We start from the raw sequence: 22721 nt of genomic DNA on the forward strand, positions 1-22721 counted from the left end.
ATAAATAAGAAAAATATGACAGTTAGTGTAGGAATATACTGTTTTTGAGGTGAGTTTCATGGTATATGCAGATATATTGAGTAATATACACTCTGCTATCTCCGGTAAAAAAGCTGATTTAAATGTGAAAATTGAACGTTTGGTAGATGCGAAAAACGATATTATAAGAGAACAGAGTATGTGCCTTAACGAGATCAGGAAAATAAAAGACCCTGAGCTAGGTGGCAGCTGGACAGGGCAGCGCTCAGATCATTTTCAGGAAGCCCGTCATGATGCCTATAATGTGATGTTCAGTATCATTCATGACGATTATGACGATTATCAATGGAAAATCGAAGCGATGATTACAAAGTTAAATGCCGAGAATACGCTTCTGAGCATAGCGGGGAATATAGCCCAAGAGGCCGACCACCTTTTAAGTAAAGGCGAAGAGGCATTTGAGCAGCTGGAAAGCAAAATATCAGATTTAAAAAGGCGGTTGTTTTAATGACGACAATCAAACTGAATCATCCTGCCGTAACGAAGCAAGTCGATCAGGTGAAGACGGCACTTGGTACAGTCACGCTCGGAAATCTGCCGGCAGGCGAACTTGGCAACAATAAATTGGAATTCACCTCGAAGTGGATCGATCGGGAAACGAACCTGGAGAAGGTCTTTGAGCAATATATCAAAATCGTCCAGAAAAATGTGGAAGATACCCGTGCCAACATTGACTTATTAAAAGAACAAGATGAAGCCATCGCCCATACGTCTTCACATGGGTATCAGCCGCGATGAAAATATATGAAGCCAAGACATTGACGGCCGCAACCAAGTCGCGTGCCAAGCAATATGAAGAATTAAAGAAAGAAGTCGCAGCCCTGAAAAAGGAATTTCAGGGCATCGTTGGCTTGGATAATGAGTTTCAAGGTGCTGGTGCCACCGCCATCAAAAGCTTCTATGAAGCGCAAATCGAGGTGGCGGACGCCTGGATGGAACTTTTCACTACCCAGATCAGTTTTTTGGAAGGCATTCCAGCCAGCCTGGAAGAGGCGGATCTATCCGGAAATACGGTGGTCGAGGTTCCCTTTTTAGATGGCGAAGTCTCGACCGGCATTAACCAAGCGAAGTCGCTTGTCGATGAACAAGCGAGCGATCTTCAAAGAATCCTGAACAGCATTGACGATATCCTTCCTCTTGATATGTTCAACCAAAATGACTTTAATGAAAAAATCACGCTGGCCGGACAGAGACTGGATGACACCGTGACAAAGGTCGAGAATGTCGACCGGCAATTGGTCGAGGAATATGATGTGTCCGTCGGGCAGGAAAACGTGGCCGTAGGCCTCTTCCGCGCCTTGCTTGATGCCACCAAACAGGACGGCAACGTTTCGCCGATGACGTTCAACCAATCGGCATTCAAGAATAGTGACATCTATCAAGTGAAGGATGAAGTCGCCGGTCAGATGAAAGACTATCAGACCTTCAAAAAGCAACAAGCCGAAGCCCAGAAAATCGAACGTGAAATGGAAGAACTCGAAAACCGCCCGTGGTATGAAAAAGCCTGGGATACGACAAAAACCTTTACAGGGGAATTCACGGGATATTATGATTCAATCAGGGCCTCAACCGGAGTCGATCCAGTAACGGGCCGCAAGCTGTCCGATGCCGAAAGAATCGCCGCTGGCGCCATGGCCGCCGCTGGCTTCATCCCAGTTGTCGGCTGGGCCGGCCGGGCCATCAAAGGCGGCAGCGCCCTATACAAAACGGCCAAAGGACTCAACGCAGCGAACCACGCGCTCGATGCCTATAAAACGACAAAAGGCTTTAGCCTCCTCCAGAAAACCGAATACGGGATATATGGACTTCTCGCAGCCAACGGCCTCGGCGAAGCGGTCACCGGCAAAGACATGTTCGGCAACCAACTAACCGAGGAACAGCGCCAGAACGGCCTGCTAATGGCACTAGGAATCGGCGGTGTGGCAGGTGCGGCGAAGGTCGCAGATAAGGTAGCGAGTGGAACAAAGTTCGTCCCTTACAGTAAAGAATTTGCGCAAAAGCAGGTTCAGAAGGCAAAAGCATTCGGCCGGCAAATCGGTAATGTGGAAGTACCTCTTCGTATCAGGGTCGAAGAGTTAGCCACGGCGTATGGAAACAACTACAAGCATGTCACTTTTGATAAAACGACGATTAAGGATATCGTACAGAAGTTTGCGGTGAAGAGTGATGGTGGTAAGGGTACAGGCATGTTATACCATGTCCAAAGAATCTCAGAAATAGAGGTTATGTTCAAGCAAAATCCAAAACACAATGCAGAAGAATTTGCAAGACAGTTAAAAGACCAAGAAAAAGGGTTGAATGATTTAACTATTGAAGAGTATTTAAAGAATAGAGAAAGATATATAGAAGAAGGAAGAGCTTTAGAAGGCAATGCAGCTCAAAAACTTGCTAGAAAAGAAGCTTTAAAAGAAAAAGTTTTAGAATTACGTAAACAAGGATTGTCTAGACAAGACGCAAACAAAAAAGCAAATGAATGGTTAGAAACTCAAGCTGCTCTCCATAACCCGGATCAAATTGCGGGAGGAAATCCTATTAATATAGGTGGGATGGGGGATAAAAAAGTTAATTCTTCTATTGGTTCTCAATGGAAATACAGAATAGATGTATTAGATGAACAAATAAGAGAGCTATCAAAAACCATGGTTGAATCAGAAAGAAAATCAACATATTTAAATGTTAAATTAATGAATTAATTATTGGAGGGAGAATAATTTGTCAAATAATGTATTTGAAGGATTTATATTAGAAGAAAAAATTGATAAAGAAGTCATCGATAAATATAAAGAGAAGATACCAGAACAAATAACAGAAATATGGAGGCAATACGGGTTTGGGAGTATATTAAAAGGTTATTTAAAATTGGTAAACCCTGATGTATTTGAAGAACTTTTAAAAGATGTATATATAAGAAGCGAAGATGCTATTCCGTTATTTGCTACATCTATGGGCGATATAATTGTTTGGGAAAAAGGAAGATATTTAAACTTGCTAAATTTTAGAAAAGGGAATGTAAATGTTATTTCAGCTGGTTTTGACTTTTTTCTAGATGATTTAAATGATAATAGCTTTATTGTTGAAGAATTAGATTGGAATCCTTATCCTGAAGCAGTTGATAAATATGGAGAACCAAATTTTGATGAATGTTTTGGTTATACCCCTCTCCTTGGATTAGGTGGACCAGATAAAGTGGAAAACCTGAAAAAGGTGAAACTTATTGAACATATTTATCTGATTACTCAATTCATGGGACCAATCGAATAAGGGAGAACCAATCAAGTTGAAAAGATTATGATTATAATTATGAAGATCTATCAGATTCAGATAATCACGAAAGAAGGGTTATTTGGGAATATACTTCCTTGGGTCTTTTACATGAATCTGAATATGATAAGAATATTTTAGAAGAATACCTTAAGAATGAATATTGGAGGACAAGAAGAGCTTGTTCTTTTGAATGACCTTAACGCAAAAGTTAAGGTCTTTTGTCTTTTCATTGTTGAAATATGAAAATGGATCATCTTACGCCATATCGGGCTCCTCCGATAATAGGCCGTAAGGACTTAAAATCATACAGATTTACTTCAAGGCAAGGTTGCTTAGAAAAAAGTAGCGAGTGGTACAAAGTTCATTCCTTACAGTAAGGAGTTTGCGCAAAAGCAGGTTCAGAAGGTTCAAGCTACAATAACAGATATTGCGAGATCAGGAAAAACCACGTTAAAAAATATAGGTGAAGAACTAGGTAAAAAGGAAATTCCTAAACGTATAAGTGTGGAACAAGTATCCCTCGCGGGAGGACCAACCCTTCGCCAAGTTGTGATGGAAAAGCATACAATTAAGTAAGCCTATCAGAAATTTACGGTGAAGGATAGCAAAGTAGAGGCTGTTTCAGGGGAGAGTATTTCTAAGGGTACGGGTGAAGTTAAAAGGCTTATTCCTGGTAGTCCTGGAAAGGTGACAGGAGGTAGTTCTACAAAATGAGGGAAAAATATGTTTGAAGAAATGGGTATACCTAAAACTACAGAAAGAACGCCCTATCAAGCATAACATATTATTCCAAAGGAATTTAGAAGTCATCCTGTATTAATAAAAATAGGAATGGATATGGACGATGCCTCAAATGGATTTTTTCTTCGAGTACCTGATGCTGATATTAGTACAACTTCTAGACATAAAGGATATCACTCAGTTTATAGTAATTTTGCAAGAAAAAAATTAGACGAAATAGATGTTAGTCAAGATATATCTAAAATAGAAATGCAAGTTTTTGAATTGCAACAAAAGTTAAGAACACTTCAAGAAAAGGGATTACCATTATACATGAAAGATGCTTATCTTGAAATTGAGCTTAAGAGGATAAAAGAAATTGGGTTGGAACAGTATAAAATTGAAAGAATGGAAAAGGAGATTGTAACCCTGTATGGAAAAGAGGAGGGGGAGCAACAGTCGACCTATGGGAAAGGTGGTATAATAAGTAATGAATTATGGTATATATAATAATTTTGTTGAAGAAGTGATACAGTTTTCAAAAAATTTTCAAGGAGAACTTCCTAATAATATTTCAGATAAAATTGTTTTTATTAATGATATAAAAACAGCAGAGCACTTAGCTTATGATGAAATATTTGGTGAAGACGAATATAATTGGAAAGATATCAGGGAATTAGAAATGAGTGAAGTTTGGGGTAGTTATTATGCAATGCCAGAAGATGAAAAGCCGGAGGGATTGGAAGCATTATTAGAAATAATCTCTAAGAATGTAAGAGAAAGCCCATTTGAATATAATATATTTTATAACGATGTTGTGGCTGATCTTACTAATTGTGCTATCAATAGAGCAATAAACGGAAAGAATAGTTCCTTTTTTGAAGAATTATTTGACATATATGAATTCGGTGCTTTTCCTTGCGGTTGGAATGGTGATTATCCAGATGGGAAAATTGTTGCGTATAAATTGAAAAAATGAATAGAGTATTTTAGAAGAATACCTTAAGAAAGAATAAGGGTGGACAAGAAAAGCTTGTTCTTTTGTATGACCTTAACGCAAAAGTTAAGGTCTTTTCATTGTTGATATGAATATGTACCATCTTATGCCATATCTGGCTCCTCAGATAACAGGCCGTGAGGACTTAAAATCATATAGATTTACTTCAGACATGGTGGCTTAGAAAAAAGTAGCGAGTGGTACAAAGTTCATTCCTTACAGTAAGGAGTTTGCGCAAAAGCAGGTTCAGAAGGTTCATGCTACAATTACAGACATAGCGAGATCAGGAAAAACCACGTTAAAAAATATAGGTGAAGAACTAGGTGAAAAGGAAATTCCTAAACTGATAAGTGTGAAACAAGTTTCCCTCGCAGGAGGACCAAGCCTTTCCCAAGTTGTGGGCTTTATGGGAAAGTAGAAAAGAAAATTAATCCTCAGCTAACATATCATCCAAAAGACCAAATGCGATTTGTACGGACTCCTCGCAGCCAACGGCCTTGGCGAAGCGGTCACAGGCAAAGACATGTTCGGCAACCAACTAACCGAGGAACAGCGCCAGAATGGGCTGTTGATGGCACTCGGAATCTGCGGTGTGGCTGGTGCGGCGAAGGTTGCCGATAAAGTAGCTAGTGGAACAAAGTTCGTCCCTTACAGTAAGGAATTTGCGCAAAAGCAGGTTCAAAAGGCAAAAGCATTCGGCCGGCAAATCGGTAATGTGGAAGTACCTCTTCGTATCAGGGTCGAAGAGTTAGCCACGGCGTATGGAAACAACTACAAGCATGTCACTTTTGATAAAACGACGATTAAGGATATCGTACAGAAGTTTGCGGTGAAGAGACTGTCTACTGTAAACCAGGCAAAGGCTGACGATGCGATGGTTGAAGCAGTTAGAAATCTACCAGCATATACAAGAAGACCTAACCAACCAAGAAATTATAAATATAAAGAACGTAATGAAGACGGAACTACACTGTACACTTTTATTTCAAACAAAAATGGAAAAGAATATAAAGTAATTTATGACAAAGATGGATACCCAATTTTTCAATTAAAATTTGAAATTTACTTACCAGAAAAATATTTTTTAGAAACAGATGCTGCACAATTTGAATATTTATCTAAAACCTTATCTGAAGAAATTATAAGCAATCCAGAACTAGCTGAAAAGTTCACAGCGAAAGAATATGAAGTGTTAAAAGAAGGTAGAGTTCCTAAAACACTTACTTGGCATCATCATCAGGAAACAGGTAGAATGCAAATTGTGGATTATTTTGAACACCAAGCAGCCGGACATACTGGTGGAAGAGCTATATGGGGCGGTGGTGAATCGGGCAGAAAAGGTATTATAAAAAAAGAAATTCTGGAGATGGTAACATGGGATTAAAAAAGTGGCTATTTGTAGAGGAAGAAAAACCCGATGAGGGTGTAATTGCTTCGATTGAAAGAGTGTTTGAGATTGAATATCCTGATGACTACAAAATGTGTGTTATGAGATATAACGGAGGTTTTCCAGAGCCTAATATCTTTAATTTTGGTGAAGGGCAACAGGGAGTATTTAATGATTTAATTAGCTTTACTGATAATGATATAAATATAGGGATGTTTTATGAGCTATTTTCTAGTCCAACGTTAAAAGGGATTGTGCCTTTTGCCAGAGATCCATTTGGAAACTACTTATGTTTTGATTATCGAAATAATTATCCTTCTCCCAAAATAATTTTCTTCAATCATGAAGAAGAAGCGTTATCATTAGTGTGTGATACATTTAGTGATTTGCTAGAGCAAATGTATTCTTTAGAAGATACAAAGTAGATGGGGGAGCAAAAATAAAATGGAATATAAATTTGAATATACATTTGAATATACATTTAAAAATATTACAGTAAGTGAACTTGAAAATTTCGAGAAAAAATTTCATTTAGTACTACCGGAAGATTTCAGTAAATTTTTATTATCTAATAATGGTGGAAAAGCGGTAAATAGAAGATTTCAAACAGAAGATCGAACAATAACTTCCTCGATTATACTATTTTTCCCTTTATCTAGTGAAATAGAAGAAAATTTAGAAAGTAATTTCATTAAGTATAATGAAAGCAGGATTGTACCGAAAGATTTTCTCCCTATAGGATTAGATCCGGCTAATAGTTTAATCTGTTTATCTTTAGATAGAGAACAAAAAGGTAAAGTTTATTTTTGTGACATGGACTACTTTGAGGAGGATAATGAATTAAGGAAAGAATTTATTAAACCGATATCTGGAAATTTTAAAGAGTTCATGGACAATTTATTTGTCGCAAAGTAAATAAAGTCTGAATATTGGGTGCGAAAATACAACAATTAATATATAGAACCCGGTGGATTCCAAGCACTATCATCAACGCTTTCTGATGCTATTCTTCAATTTGTTCGTTTTTATGAATGATATTAAAAGCTATTAGCCATGGTTATAATTCTTTTGACCTTTTATACAAAATAAACCAAAACTTTACTCTTATCAGGTAGCGTCTTTTTTAGAGCAGGAGAGTAAAAGAATTGAATGAATCAAACTACCAAAAAATAGCTCAAACTGTAAATGAGATAATTCCAGGAGAGTGGAGTAAAGTAATTTTGTATGGAGAAATTACTGTGGGGACAGGGACAGCGTTCATTTTCTATCACTTAATTTTAATGATAACCTCATATATATCCATGATATACCTTAATTACATATTAGTTGAATGGAGCATAGAGAAACATGGCGGAGGTTAATAAAGATCTTAAAAGACTTATCAGAAGAATTTAAACAGAATAATCAAGAACAATGGACCAATTTAACTTTTACTTTAGAAAGTACAGGAAAATTTAAGGTTGATTATGATTATGTAGATCTATCAGATGCAGATGACCACGAAAGAAGGGTTATTTGGGAATATACTCATTTGGGTATTTTACCTGAATCTGAATATGATAAAAGTATTTTAGAAGAATACCTTAAGAAAGAATAATGAAGGACAAGAAAAGCTTGTTCTTTTGTATGACCTTAACGCAAAAGTTAAGGTCTTTTCATTGTTGATATGAATATGTATCATCTTAAGCCATATCGGTTCCTCAGATAATAGGCCGTGAGGACTTAAAATCATATAGAATTACTTCAGGCAAGATGGCTAAGAAAAAAATAGCGAGTGGTATAAAGTTCGTCCCTTACAGCAAGAATTTGCGCAAAAGCAGGTTCAGTATGTAAAAGCTACAATAACAGACATAGAGAGATCGAGGAAAAACAACATTAAAAAATATAGGTGAAGAACTAGGTAAAAAAGAAATTCCTAAACGGATAAGTGTGGAACAAGTTTCCCTCGCAGGAGGACCTAGCCTTCCCCAAGTTGTAATGGAAAAGCAGACAATTAAGGAAGCCTATCAGAAATTTACGGTTAAGGATAGCAAAGTAGAGGCTGTTTCAGGGGAGATTATTCCTAAGGGTACGCGTAAAGATAATTCTGGAGTAAGTGAAGTCAAAACATTTATCGACAAAGGGCAACAGTTTACAAATGGTAGAAAAAATAGGTTAAAGCCTGATATTAGGTATAAAACTGGAGAGTATGATTACTTATATGAAACAGATAATTTAGGTAGGATTACAAAATTTGAAACAGAAAATTTACAATTAACAGAAAGAAAAGACAGATTGTCACACAGCAAAAATACACCAGGTAAAGTAAAAGGTCAAGACTATGCAGGGCATTTGGCAGGTGATAGGTTTGGAGGCTCACCTAAAATTGATAATTTGGTTTCGCAATTATCTGATGTTAATTTGAAGCAATATAAGAAACTTGAAGAAATATGGGCTGCAACTCTAAAAGAAACACCTCCCAAAAAAGTAACAGTTGATGTTAATATAATTTACTCTGGGAACGATATGCGTCCAGAGAAATTTATAGTCAGATACACTATTGATTGTGAGTTTGGTTCTGCAAATCTTAAAAATTAATCAAAGGAGTGAAAAAGTAGTATGAGAGAATTTGAAGATATATTTAGTGAATTGCAAGCAGATATGATATCCATATGTATGGAATATGTTGAAGATAGAGCTGATAAAGTATATGTTTATGCTTCATGTGAAGAAGGAATTATTTCGAGCAGTTTCTTTTATTTGATTAACAATAAGTATGTAAAGTCTCATAAATTGAATGATGCATTGGAAAATGGGGAAGAAAGATATGATGTGTCTGCAGAACGAGGGTTTATGGTACTTGATATTATCAATGAAAATACTGAAAAAATAAAAGTATTGTGCAAAGAATATGAAAGAGATATGCCCACTGAGATGAAATTAATATATGATGTTAAGAGTGGGAACTTTAAAGCTGAATACAAGTATGATTTAGTATATACTAATGACGATATTAAAACGGCCCATCATATTGCTAATGAGTGGTTTGAGGAGTTAAAAAATAACAACCTTTAAATTGTTTCCAGTTAAAGATATGCTCTAATTTGAATTCATGACTCATCTAGGTTGTACCTTCAAGGAGTGTCAATGTAATTTTAATATTAGGCAATAAGAACGAGAATAGGGCGGGATAACATTTTAATAGATAGGACCCCTCATAGATGTCATACTGTCACCATAAAAACATGAAACTTAATGTTTTATTTAGAAAATGAACTTAAAGCGCTTGATTGTCTACTAAAGGCAACGAGTGCTTTTTAGCGTTAAAAATTAAAAGAGCACTATAATTTTTATAATACACTAAGTGTTAAATTCTTATTGTCCTGTAAATAGACTGTAATGACTGTGAACAGTGTATTACGAGAGTAGAGGAAAGAAGGGAACTATCTTTAACAATGGTTTCAGGGTAAGGTGAAATAGAAAATTAATCCAATAATAGTATGCGTTTAATGATACTGAAGAAGTACAAGCAAAAGTTAATAATGATGGACAATTTGCATTTAATGATGAACAAATGGAACATGAAACCGGTATTGATATTATGGAAGGAAAAAACCTACGTTTTTTCTTGATTATAAGGCAGGCATCGAGCCTGCCAACGGATGCTGAAGCATCCTAAAACAAGAGCGGGTGTCAGACACCAATTGATAGTAGGAATTTAAAGACTAATGACGCATTTACAAAATATTCAGTTAAATACATAATTAGGAAGATTATGAAGAAGGAGGGATTATATGTATAGAAAATCACTAACAGTACTATTAGCTGCGGGTATGGTTCTATCAACTGGTACAGTATTCGCACAAACAAACGGGGCAACAAATGCCCAGTCTGACACAGCTTTTGATAACAAAGTTATCAAAAAAATTAGTGCGGACGATATGTATAATACGATTGCCTATCTATCAGAGCAACCGAGGGCTGCTGGTACAGAAGGGGAGCTCCGTGCAGTCAAATACATAGAAAGTCAGTTTAAGAGTCTTGGTTTTGAAACAAAGGTTCAGCCTTTTCCCATCTATGATACGGTGCAAAATGTAAAAGTGAAAATTGGTGACAGTGATTTAGGAGGAACACCGCGTGCCATTAGCGGCAGTATCAGCGGGAAGGTAACGGCCGAACTTGTTAATGTTAGAAAAGCAAAGCCAGAGGAAGTTGGAGAAAATGTATCTGGGAAAATTGCACTAGTTGAACGTGGGGACATTACCTTTGTTGAAAAGGTTCAGAATGTCCTAAATAAAGGAGCGGTTGGCGTTTTAATGTACAACAACTCACCATCAGGAAATAATTTCGGACAAGTATCAGCGGGGCAAAATATACCTGCTGTAGCCATTACACAAGCCCAAGGGTTAGAGTTGGTCGAACAGCTTAAAACTAAACAAATCACGTCCACTCTGGAAGTGGGAAAAGCTGAAAGAATCGAAAAGACATCCTACAATGTCATCGCTTCCCTAAAACCAAAAGCCAATAAGGATAATGGTCAAATCGTGACTGTTGGAGCTCATCATGATTCTGTCCCGGGCGGCCCTGGTGCAAACGATGATGCTTCGGGTGTATCAGCTGTGCTGGAACTGGCAAGGATCCTGGCCAAAACGCCAATTGACACTGAAATTCGCTTCCTCACGTTCGGATCTGAGGAAAGAGGGCTCGTTGGATCATCCTTCTATGCAGATTCCCTTCCCAAAGAGGATGTAGACCGCATGGTGGCTCACTTCCAAATGGATATGATAGGCGGACGTGATGCTGGCGAGGATAATCCTGCAGGTGGTTTGATTATGTATACCATTGATGGAATGAAAAACCTTGTGACGGACCTGGGTTCCTCAGCAGGGGCCAGAACGATGGATGTTGCGATTCCTTATGGACAACTGGGCAGGAGTGACCACCAACCATTCCATGAGCTTGGCATTCCATCCGCCTTGTTTATCCATTCCCCTGTAGAGCCTTGGTATCACCAGCCTACAGATACACTGGATAAGATATCGAAAGAAAAATTGCAGCAAGCAGCTGAAATTGTTGGTGCCAGTGTGTATCAAATTGCCCGTCCGGAAACTCCGGCATTAACAAATGCACGTGTAGCTCCTGGCACGGTAGACTATGATTTTGATGACCGTCCGGTAGATTAAATACTTCATTGTACAGAATTACGAGATTAATAATGGATCTTGGAGAAAATCAGGAGGGCAGCTGTGTAGTTTACAGATGCTCTCTTCCTTTTATCGGCCAGCGCCTCGTGCTTAATTTTTTCACTATTTCTAAGCTCTAAGTCTAGTGAAAATCCTATATGAAATATGTAATAAAACATACATGCTTATCCAACTCCAATACCATTCCCACTGTAAATACTCAATATTATCAGTGTACCTCTCCAATACTACTTCACAGAAATAATTTCAACAATCAATAGATAGAAATCCAAAAACAGCTCAAACTTTAAAGGATGAGCTGTTTTTTGAAATTTTAGGTTACAAACTAAATTCATAACGCTTTCTAAGTCGCAAGTAATATAGCCATGTTCTAACTGTGAATGAACCAAAGATAAAAATGAGAAATACAAACATAACCGTGTTAAGTAAACTCAAATTCGATGTATAGTTATTAATCAGCTGTCCAACAGCTGACCCCATAAGTGAACGTCAAGTAGCCCCCAAATACTACATGGGTGGTGTATTTCGGGACTATGTTTTGTTTGCTTCACTTTTTATCGTACTCTGCATGCCGAGGGTAAACTAGATGACCACGGCAAGACTTTATTTATTTCTATTTTATTCGTTAGATCCATATTTGGCAGCGTCTCAAACAAATAGCGAAGATAATGATAGGGACTCAAATCGTTCTCTTTTGCCGTTTCAACCACACTATACATGATGGCACTCCCTCTAACACCTCGCGGTGTATTAGAAAACATCCAATTTTTTCTCCCAATCACAAACGGCTTAATGGAACGTTCACTTCTGTTGTTGTCGATTTCTAAATGCCCGTCCAATAAAAAAGCTTCAAAAGTGTGAAACAAGTTTCCCTCCCAGGAGGACCAAGCCTTCCCCAAGTTGTGATGGAAAAGCAGACAATTAAGCAAGCCTTTCAGAAATTTACGGTTAAGGATAGCAAAGTAGAGGGTGTTTCAGGGGAGAGTATTTCTAAGGGTATAGATAATGTAAAACCAGGAGATAAGAGTTCTCTTGCACCTGGTGGTGGACTGGCTGTATATGAGTCAAGAGGTGGGCATTTGATTGAAAGACATGTTGGGAAAACTGATGAAGAATTATTAGAAAGAATAAGATATAATCCAAGAATTACTGGTTCTTCTACTTTTATAGATAGGGCAACAGCTGAGAAAGTTGCTTATACAGTCTTAAACAACCCCAAAAATATTGAGAAAATACAAAAATGGCTTTCTGACCCTAATAGTAGACCTACATTACCATTAAGATACAAGGGTGTTGGAGAGATAATTGGTATCAAGAAACTCCGAAGTTGTAGAAAATGTAACAAACGCAAAAATTGTACTTAAAAAGGATTCAAACGGTAATTTTATTCTAACAGGATATCCAAAAAAATAAAGAAGCGAGGAATTTAAATGGACAAAAGTTATGATTACTTAGAAGAGTTAGAAGATTTTTTAAGTGGAACATTCCACCAGGATATTAGTTCGCCTAAACAAGCATTAGATGAGTTTATAAACGAAGCTAATAAAGAATGTTTGCTTTTTACAATAAAGTATTGTGAAGAATTTTTAACTAGTAATAGAACAAAACAAGAAAAGGAAAACTATATTCAAACTAATGCTGAAATTTATTTTCCCGCAATTGGATTAACTCCCATACAGTGGCTTAATAAAGTCGTAGAACAAATAAAAGAAGCTGTGAAATCAAAATAGAATTTTTTTGAAAACCTTGGGTGGAAAATAAAAGGACCTTAACATATGTTGTTAAGGTCCTTTTATTATAATTGACTGAAGGACTATAGCCTCCAGAAAACCAAATACGGGATATACGGACTCCTCGCAGCCAACGGCCTCGGAGAAGCGGTCACCGGCAAAGACATATTCGGCAACCAACTGACCGAGGAACAGCGCCAGAACGGATTGATGATGGCACTTGGAATCGATGGGGTGGCAGGTGCGGCGAATGTCGCAGATAAAGTAGCAAGTGGTACAAAGTTTGTCCCTTACAGCAAGGAATTTGCGCAAAAGCAGGTTCAGAAGGTTCAAGCTTTCGGTAGAGAAATCAGCAAAGTAAAAGTACTTCTCCGTATATCCTTAATCGTCGTATTATCGAAAGTAACATGCTTGTAGTTGAATAAGGAGGAAAAGTTTGTGATAGAAAAAATTAATGAAATGAACGCTGATTTACAGGTAACTTTAAAAATTATGAAAATAAGGTAAGTAACTGTGAATTAAAAAGTTATTATCTTCCTTAAAGAGCTACTTAATAAATCAATACTATATAATCAGTCAGTTGACGAATATAGACCACCCACTCTTTATTACTACATTACTTTGCAACGAATTCAAAAACAAAATCTATTTTAAACATGTAGAGTGGATTTAATGGATAAGCGAGAGCAGTTAATCGAACAAATAAAATTGGTGATAAATAAGCTTGAAAAAGATTATTGTAGTGAAATAAATAGTGGTGTTTTACAACTAATATATAAAAGATATAAGAATGCATTGGAAGTATTAGAGAATAATGAAGATATAAAAGAAATAAATATTATCGGAAGTATAAGGGCTTATATGGATAGTTATAGTGACTATCAAAATTCATTACTTGTAGAATTACATAAATCTGAAAAATTAAATAAAGAAATGTTATGAAAAATGGTTGTTGAAAAATTTAGGATATATAAAAATGAGAAACTTTTTAATAGTCTATCCTATAAAACGAAGATAATTTATTTATATGAATTAAAGGCGCATAATTGATCTATGCGCCTCATTTGCTTACATTATTGAATGATTACAGTTTCCAGCTCGACCATCTTACTCCAATCAGCGATTTGATTAACTGAAAGGGAGAGGGATAGTACGGTATGATGGCCTCCGCCAGCTTGGATCCAAGATTTAATGCCGTCTTTGAAGTTGGGTTTCGGTTCCCATATCACTTTGGCGACTGGTAAATGAGGTGTTTCATTTTCCGATGTGACTGTACTTATGGCATTGACAAGGAGACGGTAATGGGTTCCTAAATCCAGCATCGAGACCACGATGCCTTCTCCGGCGGCTCCATCAAAAATAAATCGTGCTGGATCTTCTTTATTACCGATGCCCAGAGGGTGTACGACGATTTTTGGTTTATTTGCAGCAAGTGTGGGATCCACTTCAAGCATATGTGAACCAATTATCCGTTCTGCTCCTGTAGTTAGGTCATAGGTGTAGTCTTCCATGAAGCCCGTCTGTTCGTTGTTCGCCATCACTTTCATCAAGCGGTCGAGGGCAGCGGTCTTCCAGTCTCCTTCTCCAGCAAACCCATAGCCTTCTGCATTCAAACGCTGAACCGCCAACCCGGGTAATTGCTTCATACCATGCAAGTCTTCAAAGTTGGTCGTAAAAGCTGTGTAACCGCCATTTTCCAGGAAACGCCGTAGACCAATTTCAATTTTTGCTTGTTCTTTGACATGTTCTTCGAAGTAGTTGGGATCATTATTCCCGATCTCAAAATCGTATAACGTTTGATATTCTTGATAGGTTCGATTGATTTCATCTTCTGTGACGCCATTCATCACTGCCACTAGATCACCGATGCCATAATAATCAACTGTCCAGCCAAATTGAATCTGGGCTTCTACCTTGTCACCTTCCGTTACGGCAACATGCCTCATATTATCACCAAACCGAGCTACTTTTAGCTGTGAACTGTAGCAAAACCCGATAGCGACATTCATCCAGTCACTTATTTCTTGTTGGATGTCCTCATTTTTCCAGTAACCGACAACGGTCTTGTTGTTTTTCTTTAGTCGCGCATTGATAAAACCATATTCACGATCTCCGTGTGCGCTTTGATTTAAATTCATGAAATCCATGTCGATCGTAGACCAAGGAACCTCTTGATTGTATTGAGTTACCAGGTGTAGCAGTGGTTTTTGAAGCAATTTTGTTCCGGTTATCCACATTTTTGCTGGAGAAAATGTATGCATCCAAGTAATTACACCTGCGACCTTATCTTGGTAGTTGATTTCTTTTATGATGGCAGTGATTTCATCGGCTGATGTGGCCAGGGATTTGAACTGGATTGGGTAAGCTAGATTGCCGGATTGATTGAGTTTTTCTGCCATTTCCATTGCATGGTTTTCCACTTCTTTTAATGCTTCCTCACCATATAGACTTTGACTGCCTACAATGAACCAGAATTCTTTTTGTTTAATTTTTAACATAATCATTCACTCCGTCCTTTTTGGATTTACCTTGGCCATAGTAAGCGTGAGGTCCATGCTTTCTATTAAAATGCTTGTTTAATAAATTTTGGTCCATGCGAATATCGTGCGGATTAAGCTGAAGGGAATGGTAAGTCATTTTTGCCACTTCTTCCAGCACTACAGCATTATGTACAGCATTCTTTGCATCGGTTCCCCACGTGAAAGGACCATGATCATTCACTAAGACGCCTGGTACACGGTTGGGGTCAATATGATTCTCGGTGAATGTTTCGATAATCACATCACCGGTTTGTTTTTCATAGTCTTGCTGGATTTCAGCCTGTGTCATGGCTCTGGTTACAGGGATATCCCCATAAAAATAATCGGCTTGAGTCGTCCCGGCAGCGGGAATGCCGCAGCCAGCCTGCGCGAAGGAAACTGCCCAAGGAGAATGGGTATGAACGATACCGCCAATATCCTTAAACGCTTGATAAAGCCTGATATGTGTATCCGTATCGCTGGAAGGTTTATAGGTTCCCTCAATTATTTTTCCTTCCAAGTCCACGATCACCATATCTTCAGGCTGAAGTTTGTCATATTCAATGCCGCTGGGTTTGATGGCAATCAGTCCGCTTTCCCGGTCGATAGCACTTACGTTTCCCCAGGTAAAGGTAATGAGTTGATGTTGCGGAAGCAGCATGTTTGCTTGATATACCTGCAGTTTTAATTGTTCTAGCATATTAACGATTCCTCTTTTCCACTATTGGATTTTAGAGTTTTCAGCACTTTCATTACATCATTTGCACCTCTGCCGAAATAATCATGCAGCTTAACGTATTCCTGATATAAAGCATTGTATTTCTTCATGTTTTCAGGAATCGGCTTCACTTTTTCTTCTTGGATACGGGCAATCCTTGCTGCGGCTTCTTCGATATTAGTAAAGCCTCCGGCATCCTGTCCGGCAGCTACCGCAGCAAACATCGCTGCACCTATGGCGGGGGCCTGAAGGTGAGTGGCAATGGATATTTCTTTCTGGGTAATGTCTGCATATATTTGGTTGAGCATTTGATTTTTATGAGGTAATCCACCGCAAACCATCAATTGGTTGATGTCAACGCCAGAGGCTTTGAACGTATCAATGACCAATCTTTTTCCAAAGGCGGTTGCCTCAATCAAGGCTCGATAAATTTCTTCAGGTTTTGTGCTGAGGGTCATTCCAAGAATTAAGCCCGTTAGATCTGTATCTACAAGCACAGATCGATTACCATTCCACCAATCAAGGGCAAGCAGACCGCTTTCGCCTATGGCCAATTCATTTGCTTTTTCTTCTAATAATTGATGAATATTGATGTTTTTTTGATCGGCTTCTTTAAAATAAGAAGGGGGAACTTGATTATCGACAAACCATGCAAAGATATCCCCGACTGCATTTTGCCCGGATTCGTAAGCATAATAACCAGGAACGGCACCATTTTTCACGACCCCACACATTCCAGGCACAAGCACTTCTTTATCGGAAAGTGTAATGTCACAAGTTGAAGTGCCCATTATGTTAAGCATGGTTCCGCTAGTGATCACTCCGGTTGGAGCAACGGAAACGTGTGCATCGACATTTCCCACACATACAGAGATTCCAGGTAAAAGTCCCATTTCGTGAGCCATTTCAACAGTCAATTCACCAGCTTTCGAACCAACAGGAAGAAGTTCCTCACTTAATTTTTCAGAAACGACATGTTCAAGGCGAGGGTCTAAAGCGCTGAAAAAAGATGAATCCGGGTATCCGGTATGTTCATTCCACATAGCTTTATAACCGGCAGTACAGGAATTACGTGTTTCTTTTCCTGTCATTTGCCAAGTAATCCAATCAGCAGCTTCAATAAAACGATCCATAGCTTGATAGATTTCCGGATCTTCATCAAGGATTTGCATCAGTTTCGGGAAAAGCCATTCAGAGGAGATCTTACCGCCATATCGGGCCAAAAACGGTTCGTTCCGTTCTTGGGCAATGCGATTCAATTTATCTGCAGCGTATTGTGCTGCATGATGCTTCCACAGTTTCACCCATGCATGCGGACGATTCCTGAACTCTGGGATTTCACATAAAGGAGTGCCATCATTTTTCACAGGCAATACTGTGCATGCAGTGAAATCCACCCCAATGGAAATGATATCTTCTTTAGCTATATGACTTAGGGAGACCGCTTCCTTGACTGTATCAATCAAGCAAATTACATAATCCCTAGGATTTTGAAGGGCCCAATCTTTTCCTAATTGAATAGTTGTACCAGGTAAATGATTGCATATTACCGCGTCAGGATAGTCTTTAACGGTTGAGTTTATAACATCCCCGTTGTCAAGATTGACAATTACGGCTCGAGCTGACAAGGTACCGAAATCCACCCCAATTGAGTATTTACCACGCATTTTATCCTCCCTTTCGAGTAAGCGTTTTCTATGAAGCTAATATAATATTTATACGTACAAATGTCAATTAAGTTTTTTTGTACTAATGAATATAAAGCGTTTCAATGGTTATCTTGTAATCAATGAAGTAAATAGGTATGATATTAGTAATGATTTACGGAGGGATACCATGTTACCGAAATATAAAATTGTAATAGAAGAGATTAAGTCCTGGCTTTTCAAGGAACAGTTTCTTCCTCATGATAAATTACCGACTGAAACGCAATTAATGGATAAATTCAATGTCAGCAGACACACGATCAGACGGGCAATTGGAGATTTGGAAGTGGCGAATTATCTGTATCGCATTCAAGGCGGGGGGATATTCGTTGCGGATTGGGAGGATAAACGGATCAATCAGGCACCAACGAAAACCATTGCCGTTTTAACGACCCATATCGCTGACTATATTTTTCCCAACATCATCGTCGGCATTGAAAAGGTCTTATCGGAGCATTCATTTTCACTCGTTCTTGCCAGTACGCACAATGATGTAGCAATAGAACGGAAGAGCTTGGAAAATCTATTATCCCAATCGATCGATGGCATGATAATCGAACCGACAAAAAGTTCCTTTCCCAGCCAGAATATTGGAATGTACAAAAATATAAAGAAAAATGATATCCCATGTTTAATGATTAATTCCACTTATCAGGATATGGATTTCCCGTTTCTCGTCGTTGATGATTTTAAAGGGGGGTATATGGCCACGGAACACCTTCTAACGCTTGGCCATGTGAAAATATTAGGGATATTTAAAACGGATGATAAGCAAGGGGTAAACCGTATGAATGGATTTATTGCCGCATATCAGCAACAACCCTCACTTGATTCTCCCGGCCAATTCATCACCTTCCAAACAAATGAAGAGAAAAAGGAATTATCCGACCGTATCAGGACCGTCCTGACACAATCCAATCGGCCAACTGGAATTGTTTGCTACAATGATCAAATCGCTTTCCTGGTGATTTCCATTGCGAAAGAATTAGGAATCGCCGTTCCAGATGAGCTATCCGTCATAGGATATGATGATTCACCGATCGCCAAAATGCTTGATATCAAATTAACGACGATCAAACATCCGAAAGAACAGATGGGCACAGATGCGGGAAACATGATTCTTAAGTTAATCGGATCGCAGACAAGTAAGGACATCGAATCGATTGTCTACGAACCTGAACTAGTAAAGCGGGATTCTACGAAAAAAGTAAAAAAAGATACCAATCGTTGATTGGTATCTTTTTTTTGCAGACTAATTTTTAGTGTTGACATTTATACGTATAAATAATAAACTCGATTAAAGAAAGCGCTTCCTGAAAAGGGTTATTCAAGTTAGCTTCTTACTATCTGTGGGAGAAGGAAAGTAACAGGTTCCATTGTCAATGGCTATAGTTTCAGTATTCAGAATATTACATAAAAACTGGAAGCATAAAAGACTGGGAGGAACTAAAAATGGGGAATCGCAAGGTAAGGGACAAAAATTCATTTTGGTATATTGTTATAATCTCTGCAGCGGCAGGGATGGCAGGTTTACTCTATGGTTATGATACCGCAGTCATTTCGGGAGCCATCGGTTTTTTACAAGAGTTATACGATCTGTCACCGGCCATGGAAGGATTCGTCATATCCAGTATCATGGTAGGCGGTATTTTAGGGGTCAGTGTATCAGGGTATTTAAGCGATGCCTTCGGAAGACGGAAAATACTAATGTTGGCGGCCTTGTTTTTTGCCATATCCGCCATTGCATCCGCTTTCACGATTTCGGTCGAGATGTTAATTGGTGCCAGGATATTTGGCGGTGTAGGAATTGGACTTGCTTCAGCCTTAGCTGTCACGTACATTACCGAATGTGCCCCGGCTGCCATTCGTGGAAGATTATCCTCCATGTACCAACTATTCACGATTATCGGGATATCAGCCACATTCTTCGTTAATCTGATGGTTGCCGGTTCCGGTACACATGAATGGGGAGTGGAAACTGGATGGCGGTGGATGCTGGGGTATGGAGTGATACCAGCCCTCATCTTTTTTGTAACGTTGATTTTTGTTCCAGAAAGTCCCCGGTATTTGGTTCAAAAGGGTAAAGACCAAGAAGCACTGTTTGTGCTATCTAAGATTAATGGGAAAAAATTAGGCCAAGAAGAGCTTAAGGCCATTAAAAAATCGATTGATTCCGAAACGAATCTATCAATGAGGCAATTGTTCAAGCCAGGTTTAAGGAAAGCACTTGGAGTGGGGATTTTTCTTGCTCTTTTCAATCAAGTGATAGGAATGAATGCGATTACATACTATGGGCCGGAAATTTTCAGAATGGGAGGATTCGAGAATAACACAGAATTCGTTGCGACTAGTTTGGTCGGACTCATGCAAGTGGCTGCCACGGTAGCGGCAGTGATCTTCATCGATAAAATCGGTCGTAAGAAGCTCATGGCAATCGGTTCTGCCTTCATGGCTCTTTTCATGCTGCTGATTGGAGGCGTTTTCTTTTTCGATATAAACAATGGTCCCTTGTTAATTATCTTAATAATGGGTTTCACAGGTGCATTTTGCGTATCGATGGGTCCTATACCATGGATCATGATACCCGAAATTTTTCCAAACCATTTAAGGGCGCGTGCAGTAGGGCTGACTACGATGTTCTTATGGGGAGCGAATTGGGCAATTGGGCAATTCACGCCGATATTACTTAATGGGCTAGGCGGCGCGATAACTTTCTGGATATTCGCTGCGATTAACGTCATTTGCTTCATCTTCGTCGTGAAAATCATCCCTGAGACCAAAAACAAAACGCTCGAGGAAATCGAAGAATTTTGGAAACCGGCAAAAAAACAGAAAATCCATGAAGCACAAGCCTAAAAGCAAATTCGCAACAGCTCCTCCGTGTAGCAGAGGAGCTGTTGTTTTGCGATTAATAGAACGTCATGTATATTTAAACTAAAATTTGGAAGTGTATATAATTCTGTAAATATAGTAGAGAAAGGAAGAATTATATGAAAAAGTTAAAAAAAGGATTTTTAATCGTTTTAGCAAGTGTTTGTTTTTTACTCTTAAACATTTCGACACCGGTTTCAGCTCATGAATCCAAATCAAAACAAACGGTTATAACCAGTGAAGATGGAACAGTGGTTTTAACTAAAATAAAAAAAGATGTATGGGTTCATACAACCTATACGGAAATCAGTGGTAATAAGATTGGTGCGAATGGTTTGGTTCTTAATACTTCAGAAGGAATCGTCTTAGTCGATGCAACATGGGACGATACGCTGGCAAAGCAATTATTGGATATGATTAAAAAGGAATTCAAAAAACCTGTAAAGCTGGCTATAATTACGCACCACAAATACGATAGAATTGGGGGTATACAGACATTATTGGATCAAAAAATAAAAACAATAAGTACTCCTGAAACTGCAAGATTGGCAAAAGAGTTCAACTATCCTATGCCCGATCCTTCCCTGGATTCAATGGCATCAACTTTAAAAGTTGGAAATATGAAAATCGAAACATACTTCCTGGGAAAAGCCCATACTTCTGATAACATGACAATATGGCTTCCAAAGTATAACTTATTATTTGGTGATATGATTTTCGCGCTGGAACAAAAAAATTCCGGGATCATTGATGAAGCTAACATGGAAGCATGGCCAAATACGATGAAGAATTTAATGTATGTATATAATGATGCGAAAATCGTGATTCCAGGCCATAAAACTTGGGGGGATTTCAGTTTGCTTCCACATACATTGGAAATTGTCCAGAAACATGGAAAATAAAAATAATTCGCATTCACTTCTAAACTTTTAGCAACTTGTCCACACCTTCCATTAGTCCATGCATATACAATAGTAAGGAGGGTGTTAGGATGGAGATAAATTGTTGTTATGTAGAAAAATGTTTTGAGAACAATGACCCCAGTACAATATGGTTTCCTGGAAAGCGTTGTAAATGTAAAAAATGAAAAAAACTAGCACCGTTTGTATTAATCACTAAAAGAATGAAGCAACTGTAAGGCAGTTGTTCTACAGGGCAGTCCTAGTGGCTGCCTTTTTTATTTGGACACGCAGATAATGGTGATAGATGTGAGCCTGATTTATACAATCATATAAAGATGAATAAACACTTAACCTTGGTGGCTAAGTGTTCATCAGTTAATCTTTCTTAAGGATTTGCCTGCTTTGCTGAATGATTTCATTATTTTTATTAATGGCTTCCACATTGTTTAACTTAACATGATCATTGATCAATTCATTGTCTTCCATATATTCTAGTAACAATTCGACGGATTTATCCAACAATCTTTCCAGTGGGATACCCCTTTCATCTGCTAAACGAGTGAGTCTCATGTTTAAATGAGAAGCGAGTGAAGAAACGAATGGATCTCTACCATCGTTCATTTGCATTCCCCCATCAGCTTTAATAGCTCCATTATATGATGGAAAGGATTGGTAGGCAAATGGA

25 protein-coding genes and 2 pseudogenes are annotated in these 22721 nt (G+C 38.3%); 22 read left to right on the forward strand and 5 right to left on the reverse strand.

Annotated features, from left to right (window positions below):
• The first annotated feature begins 58 nt into the window (after window positions 1-58).
• The 15 genes and pseudogenes from ABIE66_RS12780 to ABIE66_RS12850 all read left to right on the forward strand — a co-directional run bounded on the left by ABIE66_RS12780 (window position 59) and on the right by ABIE66_RS12850 (window position 11569).
• Window positions 59-487: a DUF5082 family protein gene (locus ABIE66_RS12780; protein ID WP_230156211.1), complete on the forward strand. Its 429-nt coding sequence runs from the start codon at window positions 59-61 to the stop codon at window positions 485-487.
• Complete coding sequence (locus ABIE66_RS12785; RefSeq protein ID WP_053344261.1) at window positions 487-777, forward strand: YwqI/YxiC family protein; 291 nt, start codon at window positions 487-489, stop codon at window positions 775-777. The genes ABIE66_RS12780 and ABIE66_RS12785 overlap by 1 nt, the downstream gene beginning before the upstream one ends.
• Window positions 774-2732, forward strand: coding sequence for a polymorphic toxin type 15 domain-containing protein (locus tag ABIE66_RS12790; RefSeq protein WP_370014938.1), 1959 nt, complete (start codon window positions 774-776; stop codon window positions 2730-2732). The genes ABIE66_RS12785 and ABIE66_RS12790 overlap by 4 nt, the downstream gene beginning before the upstream one ends.
• Window positions 2733-2751: 19 nt before the next feature.
• On the forward strand, window positions 2752-3300 hold the full coding sequence (locus ABIE66_RS12795; protein ID WP_289324986.1) for a T6SS immunity protein Tdi1 domain-containing protein: 549 nt from the start codon (window positions 2752-2754) through the stop codon (window positions 3298-3300).
• 41 nt (window positions 3301-3341) lie between these two features.
• Window positions 3342-3497, forward strand: a pseudogene (locus ABIE66_RS12800) (hypothetical protein); the annotation flags it as partial.
• A gap of 637 nt (window positions 3498-4134) precedes the next feature.
• Window positions 4135-4533: an AHH domain-containing protein gene (locus ABIE66_RS12805; RefSeq protein ID WP_370014940.1), complete on the forward strand. Its 399-nt coding sequence runs from the start codon at window positions 4135-4137 to the stop codon at window positions 4531-4533.
• Entirely contained in the window at window positions 4514-5002 is a 489-nt protein-coding gene (locus ABIE66_RS12810; RefSeq protein ID WP_370014942.1) for a hypothetical protein, read from the forward strand. The genes ABIE66_RS12805 and ABIE66_RS12810 overlap by 20 nt, the downstream gene beginning before the upstream one ends.
• A 487-nt stretch (window positions 5003-5489) precedes the next feature.
• The gene (locus ABIE66_RS12815; RefSeq protein ID WP_370014944.1) at window positions 5490-6404 is read left to right on the forward strand and encodes an HNH endonuclease; all 915 of its coding nucleotides are present in this window, start codon (window positions 5490-5492) and stop codon (window positions 6402-6404) included.
• Window positions 6395-6832 carry an SMI1/KNR4 family protein gene (locus ABIE66_RS12820; RefSeq protein ID WP_370014946.1) on the forward strand — a complete coding sequence of 146 codons (438 nt, stop codon included), beginning with the start codon at window positions 6395-6397 and terminating at the stop codon, window positions 6830-6832. Before ABIE66_RS12815 ends, ABIE66_RS12820 begins: the two co-directional genes overlap by 10 nt.
• 19 nt (window positions 6833-6851) lie before the next feature.
• Window positions 6852-7322 (forward strand): SMI1/KNR4 family protein, encoded by a 471-nt coding sequence (locus tag ABIE66_RS12825; RefSeq protein WP_370014947.1) that lies wholly within the window; start codon window positions 6852-6854, stop codon window positions 7320-7322.
• Between the two features lie 230 nt (window positions 7323-7552).
• Window positions 7553-7768 (forward strand): immunity protein YezG family protein, encoded by a 216-nt coding sequence (locus tag ABIE66_RS12830; RefSeq protein WP_289316537.1) that lies wholly within the window; start codon window positions 7553-7555, stop codon window positions 7766-7768.
• Complete coding sequence (locus ABIE66_RS12835; RefSeq protein ID WP_370014948.1) at window positions 7738-8004, forward strand: immunity protein YezG family protein; 267 nt, start codon at window positions 7738-7740, stop codon at window positions 8002-8004. Before ABIE66_RS12830 ends, ABIE66_RS12835 begins: the two co-directional genes overlap by 31 nt.
• Before the next feature lie 332 nt (window positions 8005-8336).
• Window positions 8337-8984 carry a DNA/RNA non-specific endonuclease gene (locus ABIE66_RS12840; RefSeq protein ID WP_370014950.1) on the forward strand — a complete coding sequence of 216 codons (648 nt, stop codon included), beginning with the start codon at window positions 8337-8339 and terminating at the stop codon, window positions 8982-8984.
• 21 nt (window positions 8985-9005) lie between these two features.
• On the forward strand, window positions 9006-9461 hold the full coding sequence (locus tag ABIE66_RS12845; RefSeq protein ID WP_370014951.1) for an immunity protein YezG family protein: 456 nt from the start codon (window positions 9006-9008) through the stop codon (window positions 9459-9461).
• A 719-nt stretch (window positions 9462-10180) separates the two neighbouring features.
• Window positions 10181-11569 carry a M28 family peptidase gene (locus ABIE66_RS12850; RefSeq protein ID WP_370014952.1) on the forward strand — a complete coding sequence of 463 codons (1389 nt, stop codon included), beginning with the start codon at window positions 10181-10183 and terminating at the stop codon, window positions 11567-11569.
• A gap of 575 nt (window positions 11570-12144) precedes the next feature.
• On the opposite strand, the pseudogene ABIE66_RS12855 reads toward ABIE66_RS12850, so the two are convergent.
• Window positions 12145-12438: pseudogene (locus ABIE66_RS12855) on the reverse strand (IS66 family transposase); the annotation flags it as partial.
• Window positions 12439-12495: 57 nt separating this feature from the next.
• On the opposite strand from ABIE66_RS12855, the gene ABIE66_RS12860 reads away from it, so the two are divergent.
• From ABIE66_RS12860 to ABIE66_RS12875, 4 genes are all read left to right on the forward strand, one after another.
• Window positions 12496-12954: an RNase A-like domain-containing protein gene (locus tag ABIE66_RS12860; protein ID WP_370014953.1), complete on the forward strand. Its 459-nt coding sequence runs from the start codon at window positions 12496-12498 to the stop codon at window positions 12952-12954.
• A 66-nt stretch (window positions 12955-13020) separates the two neighbouring features.
• Entirely contained in the window at window positions 13021-13320 is a 300-nt protein-coding gene (locus ABIE66_RS12865; RefSeq protein ID WP_370014954.1) for a contact-dependent growth inhibition system immunity protein, read from the forward strand.
• 213 nt (window positions 13321-13533) lie between these two features.
• Window positions 13534-13737 (forward strand): hypothetical protein, encoded by a 204-nt coding sequence (locus ABIE66_RS12870; RefSeq protein ID WP_370014955.1) that lies wholly within the window; start codon window positions 13534-13536, stop codon window positions 13735-13737.
• Window positions 13738-13992: 255 nt separating this feature from the next.
• Window positions 13993-14262 carry a hypothetical protein gene (locus tag ABIE66_RS12875; RefSeq protein WP_289324990.1) on the forward strand — a complete coding sequence of 90 codons (270 nt, stop codon included), beginning with the start codon at window positions 13993-13995 and terminating at the stop codon, window positions 14260-14262.
• A 131-nt stretch (window positions 14263-14393) separates the two neighbouring features.
• Here ABIE66_RS12875 and araA read toward each other — a convergent pair whose 3' ends face one another.
• The 3 genes from araA to ABIE66_RS12890 are packed head-to-tail and all read right to left on the reverse strand — an operon-like array spanning window position 14394 to window position 18224.
• Window positions 14394-15818, reverse strand: coding sequence for an L-arabinose isomerase (araA, locus tag ABIE66_RS12880; protein ID WP_370014956.1), 1425 nt, complete (start codon window positions 15816-15818; stop codon window positions 14394-14396).
• Complete coding sequence (locus ABIE66_RS12885) at window positions 15805-16539, reverse strand: L-ribulose-5-phosphate 4-epimerase (protein ID WP_289324992.1); 735 nt, start codon at window positions 16537-16539, stop codon at window positions 15805-15807. The genes araA and ABIE66_RS12885 overlap by 14 nt, the downstream gene beginning before the upstream one ends.
• A complete protein-coding gene (locus tag ABIE66_RS12890; RefSeq protein WP_370014957.1) occupies window positions 16533-18224 on the reverse strand; it encodes a ribulokinase in 1692 nt (563 codons plus the stop codon). The genes ABIE66_RS12885 and ABIE66_RS12890 overlap by 7 nt, the downstream gene beginning before the upstream one ends.
• A gap of 169 nt (window positions 18225-18393) precedes the next feature.
• Between ABIE66_RS12890 and ABIE66_RS12895 the strand changes: the two genes are divergently transcribed.
• From ABIE66_RS12895 to bla, 3 genes are all read left to right on the forward strand, one after another.
• The gene (locus ABIE66_RS12895) at window positions 18394-19494 is read left to right on the forward strand and encodes a GntR family transcriptional regulator (protein ID WP_370014958.1); all 1101 of its coding nucleotides are present in this window, start codon (window positions 18394-18396) and stop codon (window positions 19492-19494) included.
• A 221-nt stretch (window positions 19495-19715) separates the two neighbouring features.
• On the forward strand, window positions 19716-21119 hold the full coding sequence (locus ABIE66_RS12900; protein ID WP_370014959.1) for a sugar porter family MFS transporter: 1404 nt from the start codon (window positions 19716-19718) through the stop codon (window positions 21117-21119).
• A gap of 134 nt (window positions 21120-21253) precedes the next feature.
• Window positions 21254-22036, forward strand: a complete 783-nt coding sequence (gene bla / locus ABIE66_RS12905) for a subclass B1 metallo-beta-lactamase (protein WP_370014960.1) — start codon at window positions 21254-21256, stop codon at window positions 22034-22036.
• A gap of 375 nt (window positions 22037-22411) precedes the next feature.
• Here bla and ABIE66_RS12910 read toward each other — a convergent pair whose 3' ends face one another.
• Window positions 22412-22657: a hypothetical protein gene (locus tag ABIE66_RS12910; RefSeq protein WP_289316531.1), complete on the reverse strand. Its 246-nt coding sequence runs from the start codon at window positions 22655-22657 to the stop codon at window positions 22412-22414.
• Window positions 22658-22721 lie beyond the last annotated feature (64 nt).

It is taken from the genome of Peribacillus sp. B2I2, assembly GCF_041261685.1.
Taxonomy (GTDB): Bacteria; Bacillota; Bacilli; order Bacillales; family DSM-1321; genus Peribacillus.

Coding starts and splice junctions, on each gene's coding strand:
- ABIE66_RS12780 (WP_230156211.1), top strand. CDS start 59: ATGGTATATGCAGATATATTGAGTAATATACACTCTGCTATCTCCGGT.
- ABIE66_RS12825 (WP_370014947.1), top strand. CDS start 6,852: ATGGAATATAAATTTGAATATACATTTGAATATACATTTAAAAATATT.
- ABIE66_RS12890 (WP_370014957.1), bottom strand. CDS start 18,224: ATGCGTGGTAAATACTCAATTGGGGTGGATTTCGGTACCTTGTCAGCT.
- ABIE66_RS12810 (WP_370014942.1), top strand. CDS start 4,514: ATGAATTATGGTATATATAATAATTTTGTTGAAGAAGTGATACAGTTT.
- araA (WP_370014956.1), bottom strand. CDS start 15,818: ATGTTAAAAATTAAACAAAAAGAATTCTGGTTCATTGTAGGCAGTCAA.
- ABIE66_RS12895 (WP_370014958.1), top strand. CDS start 18,394: ATGTTACCGAAATATAAAATTGTAATAGAAGAGATTAAGTCCTGGCTT.
- ABIE66_RS12860 (WP_370014953.1), top strand. CDS start 12,496: ATGGAAAAGCAGACAATTAAGCAAGCCTTTCAGAAATTTACGGTTAAG.
- ABIE66_RS12850 (WP_370014952.1), top strand. CDS start 10,181: ATGTATAGAAAATCACTAACAGTACTATTAGCTGCGGGTATGGTTCTA.
- ABIE66_RS12820 (WP_370014946.1), top strand. CDS start 6,395: ATGGGATTAAAAAAGTGGCTATTTGTAGAGGAAGAAAAACCCGATGAG.
- ABIE66_RS12835 (WP_370014948.1), top strand. CDS start 7,738: ATGGAGCATAGAGAAACATGGCGGAGGTTAATAAAGATCTTAAAAGAC.
- ABIE66_RS12805 (WP_370014940.1), top strand. CDS start 4,135: ATGGATATGGACGATGCCTCAAATGGATTTTTTCTTCGAGTACCTGAT.
- ABIE66_RS12865 (WP_370014954.1), top strand. CDS start 13,021: ATGGACAAAAGTTATGATTACTTAGAAGAGTTAGAAGATTTTTTAAGT.
- ABIE66_RS12900 (WP_370014959.1), top strand. CDS start 19,716: ATGGGGAATCGCAAGGTAAGGGACAAAAATTCATTTTGGTATATTGTT.
- ABIE66_RS12870 (WP_370014955.1), top strand. CDS start 13,534: ATGGCACTTGGAATCGATGGGGTGGCAGGTGCGGCGAATGTCGCAGAT.
- ABIE66_RS12885 (WP_289324992.1), bottom strand. CDS start 16,539: ATGCTAGAACAATTAAAACTGCAGGTATATCAAGCAAACATGCTGCTT.
- ABIE66_RS12790 (WP_370014938.1), top strand. CDS start 774: ATGAAAATATATGAAGCCAAGACATTGACGGCCGCAACCAAGTCGCGT.
- ABIE66_RS12910 (WP_289316531.1), bottom strand. CDS start 22,657: ATGAACGATGGTAGAGATCCATTCGTTTCTTCACTCGCTTCTCATTTA.
- bla (WP_370014960.1), top strand. CDS start 21,254: ATGAAAAAGTTAAAAAAAGGATTTTTAATCGTTTTAGCAAGTGTTTGT.
- ABIE66_RS12845 (WP_370014951.1), top strand. CDS start 9,006: ATGAGAGAATTTGAAGATATATTTAGTGAATTGCAAGCAGATATGATA.
- ABIE66_RS12785 (WP_053344261.1), top strand. CDS start 487: ATGACGACAATCAAACTGAATCATCCTGCCGTAACGAAGCAAGTCGAT.
- ABIE66_RS12875 (WP_289324990.1), top strand. CDS start 13,993: ATGGATAAGCGAGAGCAGTTAATCGAACAAATAAAATTGGTGATAAAT.